General features: G+C 32.6%; 8 protein-coding genes. 5 read left to right on the top strand and 3 right to left on the bottom strand.

Going from position 1 to position 6,552, the window contains the following annotated elements; genetic code table 11:
* Nucleotides 1–189 (top strand): hypothetical protein (locus DIU01_RS11765; protein WP_290834682.1); only part of this gene is annotated, 189 nt, incomplete at its 5' end.
* 7 nt (nucleotides 190–196) lie between these two features.
* Here DIU01_RS11765 and DIU01_RS11760 read toward each other — a convergent pair.
* The gene (locus DIU01_RS11760; protein ID WP_290834680.1) at nucleotides 197–892 is read right to left on the bottom strand and encodes a DUF4294 domain-containing protein; all 696 of its coding nucleotides are present in this window, start codon (nucleotides 890–892) and stop codon (nucleotides 197–199) included.
* A gap of 81 nt (nucleotides 893–973) precedes the next feature.
* On the opposite strand from DIU01_RS11760, the gene DIU01_RS11755 reads away from it, so the two are divergent.
* Together DIU01_RS11755 and DIU01_RS11750 are read left to right on the top strand one after the other, a co-directional pair.
* The gene (locus tag DIU01_RS11755; protein WP_290834679.1) at nucleotides 974–2,062 is read left to right on the top strand and encodes a M42 family metallopeptidase; all 1,089 of its coding nucleotides are present in this window, start codon (nucleotides 974–976) and stop codon (nucleotides 2,060–2,062) included.
* 84 nt (nucleotides 2,063–2,146) lie between these two features.
* Nucleotides 2,147–2,875: a head GIN domain-containing protein gene (locus tag DIU01_RS11750; protein WP_290834677.1), complete on the top strand. Its 729-nt coding sequence runs from the start codon at nucleotides 2,147–2,149 to the stop codon at nucleotides 2,873–2,875.
* 200 nt (nucleotides 2,876–3,075) lie between these two features.
* Here DIU01_RS11750 and DIU01_RS11745 read toward each other — a convergent pair whose 3' ends face one another.
* Together DIU01_RS11745 and DIU01_RS11740 are read right to left on the bottom strand one after the other, a co-directional pair.
* Entirely contained in the window at nucleotides 3,076–4,026 is a 951-nt protein-coding gene (locus tag DIU01_RS11745; RefSeq protein WP_290834675.1) for a phosphoribosylaminoimidazolesuccinocarboxamide synthase, read from the bottom strand.
* A gap of 316 nt (nucleotides 4,027–4,342) precedes the next feature.
* Complete coding sequence (locus DIU01_RS11740; protein WP_290834673.1) at nucleotides 4,343–5,293, bottom strand: PhoH family protein; 951 nt, start codon at nucleotides 5,291–5,293, stop codon at nucleotides 4,343–4,345.
* A gap of 108 nt (nucleotides 5,294–5,401) precedes the next feature.
* Here DIU01_RS11740 and DIU01_RS11735 point away from each other — a divergent pair, with 108 nt between their 5' ends.
* On the top strand, nucleotides 5,402–6,229 hold the full coding sequence (locus DIU01_RS11735) for an SAM-dependent chlorinase/fluorinase (protein WP_290834671.1): 828 nt from the start codon (nucleotides 5,402–5,404) through the stop codon (nucleotides 6,227–6,229).
* 3 nt (nucleotides 6,230–6,232) lie between these two features.
* Nucleotides 6,233–6,529: a putative quinol monooxygenase gene (locus DIU01_RS11730; RefSeq protein WP_290834669.1), complete on the top strand. Its 297-nt coding sequence runs from the start codon at nucleotides 6,233–6,235 to the stop codon at nucleotides 6,527–6,529.
* Nucleotides 6,530–6,552 lie beyond the last annotated feature (23 nt).

Raw genomic sequence — 6,552 nt, 5'->3', positions numbered from 1 at the left:
GAAATGGCCTTTAAAAATCGAATCTCTTCGCAAATGGATTACCAAAATAGCCCCGATTGTAGTGAAAATAAAAGCCGTTTTTTCTTAAAAACGACTTTTATTGTAGCGAAAGCGGGAAAATGGATCACTGAAAATGCCCGAACCATTCGCTCCTTAAAAAAATACTTACTATTATACCTATACATATAGTGTAGATTTATTTCTTTTTGTTGAGTTCTTCTGCTTTTTGTATCCAGTATTCTGTTAGTTCATCGTAATTATATGGAGTGGCTGGCTTTTGTTCTATCAATCTATTGTTTTCGAAGGCTCGTTTTAATATTGTTTCTATTAAATAGTCTTCGTTTACTTTGTTGGGTTCGTATTTGGCTTTTAAGTTTATGTCGAAAAGTTTGGCGGTGTTGTTTGACCAAAATGCTTTCCAACCGCTTTTATAGTCTTTTATTAGGTCGAAGGTTGTTATGCCGGTCTGGCGATGGATTAGTTTGACTAAAATTTGTCCTTGTTTTCTAGATAATTTTTTGAGCTGTGCTTTAAACTCGTTTTCCATATAGTCTTCTACGATTTTAAAATAGCGCTTTTTGTCTTTGTTGGATTTTAGTTTATCCATATTTGCGTTTAGTGCCGTAATTCTTTCTGATGCAACTTTTGCATATGGGTATACTCTATAAACTCTGTTTTGAAGTAATAGGAATTGTTTCTTGGCTTCGGGATCTAATTTTTCTTTGTAAATTCGAACATCTTCTAAATATATTGTGTCGTGTAGCATTGAAAGTGTGTCACCTTCTACAATAACATAATCATTACTTTTACTAATAAGTGTGTCGGTTTTTACTTGTGCGAAAAATAGAGTTGGAATTGCTAAAAGAATTATTAGGGTATATTGTTTAAACATGGTTATTAAATTTATGGTAAAAATATATAATATCCTTAACAAGTGTAATGCCAAATTTATAATTTAGCAAAAAAATAATTTATGGCAACAAAATCTATACTTACAAAATCATCATTATCGTTTTTAGAAACTTATTTAAACAACCCATCACCTACTGGATATGAATCTGGCGGACAAAAGATATGGATGGATTATTTGAAACCTTATGTTGATACTTTTATTACGGACACTTATGGAACAGCGGTTGGTGTTATTAACCCAGATGCTAAATTTAGGGTTGTTATTGAAGGACATTCAGATGAAATTTCTTGGTATGTAAATTACATTACAGATAATGGACTTATATATGTTATAAGAAATGGTGGATCTGATCATCAAATTGCGCCTTCGAAGCGTGTTAATATTCATACTAAAAACGGAATTGTAAAAGGAGTTTTTGGTTGGCCAGCAATTCACACTAGAAATCGTGGAAAAGAAGAAGCTGCTACTTTGCACAATATCTTTATTGATTGTGGATGTTCTACTAAGGAAGAAGTTGAAAATTTGGGTGTTCACGTAGGATGTGTGATTACTTATCCTGATGAATTTATGATTTTGAACGAGAATAAATTTGTTTGTAGAGCGATTGACAACAGAATGGGTGGATTTATGATTGCTGAAGTTGCTCGTTTATTGAAGGAAAACAAAAAGAAATTACCGTTTGGATTGTATATCGTAAATTCTGTTCAAGAAGAAATTGGACTTCGTGGTGCAGAAATGATCACCCAAACGATAAAACCACATGTTGCTATTGTAACTGATGTTTGTCACGATACAACTACGCCAATGATTGACAAAAAGATTGAAGGCGATTTACAAATGGGTAAAGGTCCTGTTATTGCTTATGCTCCAGCTACGCAAAACGTTTTAAGAGAAATGATTGTATCTACAGCAGAAGAAAAGAAAATTCCGTTTCAACGACATGCAACATCTCGTGTTACTGGGACAGATACCGATGCTTTTGCCTATAGTAATGGTGGCGTTGCATCGGCATTGATATCGCTTTCTTTGCGTTACATGCACACAACGGTAGAAATGGTACACAGAGAAGATGTAGAAAATGTGATTAAATTAATTTATGAAAGTTTGTTGAAGATTGAAGACAATCACGACTTCTCCTACTTTAAATAATACACCTACTATATATAGGTATAAAAAATCCGAATTTATGATTCGGATTTTTTTATATCTTTATACTTCAAAAAAACAAAACACATGAAAAAACTAATTGTATTATCATTACTTCTTTGCTTTTCGGTTTCAAATGCTCAAAAATCAAAGAAAAATAAAAGGGTAAAAGGAAACGAAAAGGAAGTTACAGTAATCAGAACAACTCCAGAATATGGGAAAATTGAAGTTGGAGGTTCATTTGACGTGAAGCTTATTTCTGGAAAGGAAGGTAATATAACTATTAAAGGAGATGAGAATTTAGTAGAATTATTGACAACCGAAGTAGTAAACGGAACTTTAAAAGTTAGGTTTGAAAGAGGAACAATGATTCAGTACAACTACAAATCGAAAGTAGAAATTACAATTCCATTTGAACAAATAAATGAATTATCGTTCTCTGGTTCGGGAAATTTCTTTGGAGAAGATGTTATTAAAACCGAAAATCTTGAAGTAGAAATTACTGGTTCTGGAAATGTAAAATTAGAATTGAATACCATAAACACCAAAATCGAAAGAACTGGCTCTGGAAATTTAAATATAAAAGGTACAAATCAAAACTTAGAAATTGACTCTACAGGTTCTGGAAATACAAATGCATCTGATTTACTTTCAGAAAATGTTGTAGCTAATCAAACAGGTTCGGGAAACATCAAAGTTAATTGTTCAAAGAAATTAGTTGCTCGATCTACTGGTTCTGGAAGCATTATTTATAAAGGAAATCCTGAAAAAGTAGATAAAAGTTCTTCTGGATCTGGAAGTATTTCGGGAAATTAATTGACTTTATTACAAATGAAAAACCCTAAAACAATCAAGTTTTAGGGTTTTTTATTTGATTTTAAACTGACTATTTTAAAGAATCTTTCTTGAAATTATCATTTCTAAATTCTTGCACTTTCTCTTCATTTGAAATTTTATTGATTAAATCAAAGTCTAAAGTATAATATTCATCTGATAAATCGCTTTCAATTGTTCGACTAAAACGAATTTAAATAGTGTAAAACATTCTTTTCGATACGTTCATTGATGTTAGAAATATCGGCTTTTGTGAAATTTTCACCTAGAATGTTTTCGTACAATTCTATGTAACGATCAGAAACCGTTTCTATATATTGATCGTTCATGTCTGGAATTTGTTGTCCGTCTTTACCTTGAAAACCATTTTCAATTAACCAACGACGTACAAATTCTTTTGATAATTGCTTTTGCTCTTCTCCTCTATCTTGTCTTTCTTGATAACCATCGGCGTAGAAATAACGTGATGAATCTGGAGTATGAATTTCGTCAATTAAAACAATTTTTCCGTCTTTAGTTTTTCCGAATTCGTATTTTGTGTCAACTAAAATTAATCCGCGAGAAGCCGCAATTTCTGTTCCTCTTTGATACAAAGCACGTGTGTATTTTTCAAAAGTTAGATAATCTTCTTCAGATACTATTCCATTTTCAAGAATTGCTTCACGAGAAATATCTTCATCATGCGAACCGTTATCTGCTTTTGTAGTTGGTGTAATTATTGGTGTTGGAAATTTATCGTTTTCCTTTAATCCTTCTGGCATTGTAACACCACAAAGTATTCTTTTTCCGGCTGCATATTCACGTGCAGCATGTCCTGAAACGTAACCACGAATAACCATTTCTACTTTAAAAGGTTCGCATAAATGTCCGACAGCCACATTTGGATCTGGCGTTGCAATTAACCAATTAGGAACAATATCTGAAGTTAACTCCATGAATTTTGTTGCAATTTGATTTAAAATCTGACCTTTATACGGAATTCCTTTTGGCAAAACCACATCAAAAGCAGAAAGTCTATCGGTGGCAACCATAACCAAAAGTTCGTCATTGATGTTATAAACTTCGCGAACTTTACCTCTATAAACTGATTTTTGACCTGGGAAATTGAAATTTGTAGTAGTAATTGTATTCATTATAAATGTGTTGTTGTGTTTGGCAAAAATAGTTTCTTTTCAACACAAATACAATTATTTATTTACTTAAAACGTAGATCTGGAAATGCAATCAAAAGAACTTTCTTAGCTTCACTAAATGGGAAAGTAGCTCTTCGTTCTTCAAACGTTTTTTTTCCATACAAACCCCATTTTATTTTGGAATTTTGAGAATAACAATTAAATCCGAAAAGAATTAAAAAAAACGACAGTAATGATATCAATGAACTCTTCATTTTGTTACACTACTATTTCCAAACCTGACAGGTTTTGGAAACCTGTCAGGTGTAAAAAAATATTAATCATTATTCTCAATTTGCTTGTAAGCATCAATCACTTTCTTAACTAATCTATGACGCACAATATCTTTGTCGTCTAGATAAATAATTCCGATGCCATCAATATCTTTTAAAACCAAAATGGCTTCTTTCAATCCAGAAATGGTTCTTCTTGGTAAATCGACTTGTCCTGGATCACCAGTGATGATGAATTTGGCGTTTTTACCCATACGAGTTAGAAACATTTTCATCTGCGAATGCGTGGTGTTTTGCGCTTCATCGAGGATTACGAAAGCGTTATCCAAAGTTCGACCACGCATAAATGCCAATGGTGCAATTTGGATAATTCCTTTTAAAATATAATCATCAAGTGTTTGCGGAGGCAACATATCGCGCAACGCATCATATAAAGGTTGCATGTATGGATCTAATTTTTCTTTCATGTCGCCAGGAAGAAATCCTAAATTTTCTCCAGCTTCAACAGCAGGACGCGTTAAAACGATTCGTTTCACTTGCTTTTCTTTTAATGCTTTTACAGCAAGCGCAACACCTGTATACGTTTTTCCAGTTCCAGCCGGACCAACAGCAAAAACCATATCGTTTTTAAAAACTGCTTCTACCAACTTTTGCTGGTTGGGCGTCATTGCTTTAATTAATTTTCCGCCAATACCATGAACTAAAATTTTGTCATGATCGGGCATGCGCTGTTCTTCTTGTGAATTACTTTGAATCACTCTTTCAATAACATTGTTGTCAATATTATTGTATCGAGTAAAGTGAAGCATTAATCTGTTGAATCTGTTTTCAAATTCGTCCAATTCCTCTTTTTCGCCAAATGCCTTAAGTGTTGTGCCGCGCGCCACAATTTTTAACTTCGGATAGTACTTTTTAATTGTTTCAAGATGAGTGTCTTGTGCACCCCAAAATTCTTTTGGAGCGATGTCGTGTAATTCAATAATACGTTCGTTCAAATGGAAGGAGTTTTTTAATTAATTTTTTACTAAATATTAGTAGCTTTGCAATCATTTCAAATTTAAGAAATACACCAATACGTTTCTCATTTAGTTATAAACAATTTTATGTCAATAATTACCCTTACTACCGATTACGGATTAAAAGACCACTTTGTTGGTGCTTTGAAAGGGAAAATTCTATCACAGCATAGTGACGCCAAAATTGTAGACATTTCACACCATGTAGATCAGTTTAATATTAGTGAAGCTAATTACATTATAAGTTCGGCTTACAATAGTTTTCCGAAAGGAACGGTGCATATTATTGGAATTGATATCGAATTAACCAATGAAAATCAGCACATTGTAATGCAATGGAACGACCATTATTTTATTGCTGCAGATAACGGAATTTTGAGCATGCTGATTCAAAAAATCAAACCGCAAAAAATAGTAGCCATCAATATTCACGACAGATTATTGCCCGAAGCTACCGATATGGATGTTTTTGTAACTGTCGCCGTTCATATCGCGAAAGGCGGATTATTGAACGTTATTGGAAAAGAAATTAAAACCATTAAGGAAGTAACCGAATTACAACCTGTTATTGCAACCGATTTAAATTCGATTAAAGGTTATGTGGTTTACATTGACCATTTCGGAAATGCCATAACAAATATCTCTAAAAAGATGTTTATTGATGTGGCAAAAGGAAGACCTTATGAAGTGAATTTCAAAAATAAAAAAGTAAAAAGTATCTTCGCTAAATATTCTGATATTGAAACTACCGATAAACAACCGTTATCAATCATTAGCGGAAAAGCTTTAGCCATTTTTAATGAAGCTGGTTTTCTTGAAATCGGAATTTATAAAAGCAATCCAAAAATTGGTTCGGCATCTAGTTTATTAGGATTGACGTATCGTGATTTTGTGATGATTAATTTTAATAGTTAAATTATGTTTGTACGAATAGTAAAAATGTCATTTCATGAAGAACATATCCAAGCGTTTTTGGATAATTTTGAATTAATGAAAACCCACATACGAAACGCTCCTGGAAATCGTTTTCTTGAATTGTACCAAGATAAAAACAATAAATGTATTTTCTTTACCTATAGTTATTGGGAAACCGAAGCCGATTTAGAAAATTACAGACAATCAGCATTATTTGATGAAGTTTGGACGTTTACCAAGAAACTATTCAACGATAAACCCGAAGCTTGGAGTGTGGATAAATTGGTTTCTTTAGAATAAGAAAATAGAATATAGAAAATAGA

Origin of the sequence: Flavobacterium sp. (genome assembly GCF_003525665.1) — a bacterium.
Taxonomy (GTDB): Bacteria; Bacteroidota; Bacteroidia; order Flavobacteriales; family Flavobacteriaceae; genus Flavobacterium.
This window is presented reverse-complemented; position numbering and strand designations above follow the sequence as displayed.